Source organism: Nocardioides sp. (genome assembly GCF_024509035.1).
Taxonomy (GTDB): Bacteria; Actinomycetota; Actinomycetes; order Propionibacteriales; family Nocardioidaceae; genus Nocardioides.
Genome location: NZ_JANINT010000367.1, coordinates 1 through 1,806, shown reverse-complemented (window position 1 = coordinate 1,806; position 1,806 = coordinate 1). Strand labels below are relative to the sequence as shown.

At 72.9% G+C, this 1,806-nt stretch carries 2 protein-coding genes; one reads left to right on the top strand and one right to left on the bottom strand.

The window, feature by feature from the left end:
* Window positions 1-1,105: methyl-accepting chemotaxis protein (locus Q0L15_RS21400; RefSeq protein ID WP_296606782.1), on the top strand; the 1,105-nt coding region annotated here is incomplete at its 5' end.
* Window positions 1,106-1,179: 74 nt separating this feature from the next.
* Here the strand turns inward: Q0L15_RS21400 and Q0L15_RS21395 are convergent.
* Window positions 1,180-1,656, bottom strand: a complete 477-nt coding sequence (locus tag Q0L15_RS21395; protein WP_296606780.1) for a nitroreductase/quinone reductase family protein — start codon at window positions 1,654-1,656, stop codon at window positions 1,180-1,182.
* Between the last annotated feature and the right edge of the window lie 150 nt (window positions 1,657-1,806).

Sequence of the window (1,806 nt, the reverse complement as noted above, 5' to 3'; positions counted from 1 at the left end):
GCCGCAGCCGAAGGTGTCGTACGTCGCGGGCTACGAACCGTGGGGCTGGGTGATCGGATCGGGCATCTACGTCGACGACGTCAGCTCGGTCGCCTGGGGCGAGACCCGCACCCTGCTGCTCGCCGGGCTCGTGGTGATCGTCCTGGTGGGTGCCGCGGCGTACTTCATCGGGCGCACGATCGTCCGGCCGATCCGCTCGGCGACCGACCTGCTCGCCAGCGGCGACCTGTCCACGCGGCTGCCCGAGGGCGCCGGTCACAACGAGCTGGAGAAGCTCGCGACGGCCCTCAACGGGACCCTGGACCGGTCGGCGTCGGTTGCGGCCAGCGTCGGGGAGGCAGCCCACCAGCTCGACGCAGCGGTGAGCAGCCTCGTCGAGACCAGCGACGGCATCACCGAGAGCGCCGAGCGGACCGCGGCTCAGACCGCCGCCGCGGCGGTCTCGGCCCAGGAGGTCAGCACCGGCATCGAGCACGTCGCCGCCGGGACCCAGCAGATGGGCGCCTCGATCAGCGAGATCGCCCAGAACACCGCCTCGTTGGCACGGATCGCCGGGGAGGCCGTCGAGATCGCCGACAGCACGACGATGGTGGTCGGCGCCCTCGGTGACTCCTCGGCCGAGATCGGCAACGTCGTCAAGGTGATCACCGCGATCGCCGAGCAGACCAACCTGCTGGCGCTCAACGCGACCATCGAGGCGGCGCGTGCCGGGGACGCCGGCAAGGGCTTCGCGGTCGTCGCCGGCGAGGTCAAGGAGCTCGCGCAGGAGACCAGCCGGGCCACCGGCGACATCTCCACCCGGGTCGAGTCCATCCAGAACGCGGTCGCCGAGGCCGCGACCGAGATCAACCGGATCCAGGAGATCATCGGCCGGATCAGCGACTTCCAGAACTCCATCGCCGGCGCGGTCGAGGAGCAGACCGCGACCACCGCGGCGATCGCCGGCAGCATCGGCGAGGCCGCCGACCGCGGCCGCGACATCGCCGTCACGCTCGAGCTGGTCGACGAGGCGTCCCGCGCCACCCGCGCCGAGCTCGAGGGCATCCGGGCCGCCGCCCACGACCTGGCCGCCACCTCCCAGCGGCTCCAGGAGACCGTCGGCTGAGGCCAGCCGACCCGGGCCGATCCTCGTGTGGGGCGAGGATCGGCCCGGCCGCTCCGCACCCCGCGTGCTGATTCCTAGTCCTCGAGCTCCTCGAGGGGCTCGAGGATCACCACCGCGGTCTTGCCCGGCCGGCGCGCGGCGTACCCGTCAAGGTTCTTGTCGACCTGGGCCCACCGCGCCCACAGGCGCTCTCGCTCCGCCCCCTCGGCCTCCCGAGCCCGGACCCGGTGGACGCCGTCCTTGGTCTGCACGACTGCGTCGGGGTGGGCCTGCAGGTTCAGCCACCAGGCCGGCTCGGCCGCTCCCCAGCCGTTCATGGCCATCGTGACCATCGCGGCCCCGTCCTCGACGTAGCCGACGATGACGTGCCGCTCCTCCCCCGTGTGCCGGCCGACGGTGGTCAGGCGCAGCGCCCCCCACCCGCCCGGCTTGGGACGCCACAGCCCACGCCGCCCGTGGGTGCTGCGCACCAGCGCTCGGTGGGCCTGCCAGAACGCCCGGATGAACCACCGTGGCGGGAGCATGGCCCGCTCGGACCGTGCCGTGGTCACGACTTGAGCGTGCCGCCCGCGCGGTCGGGGGGCCAGAGCCGAAGGTCACGCCTGGCCCGAGGCATTCGCCTGAGTGGTGGGGCTGCGCTGGTGGGGCGGGTGGGGCTCGAACCCACGACCCAAGGATTATGAGTCCTCTGCTCTGACCGA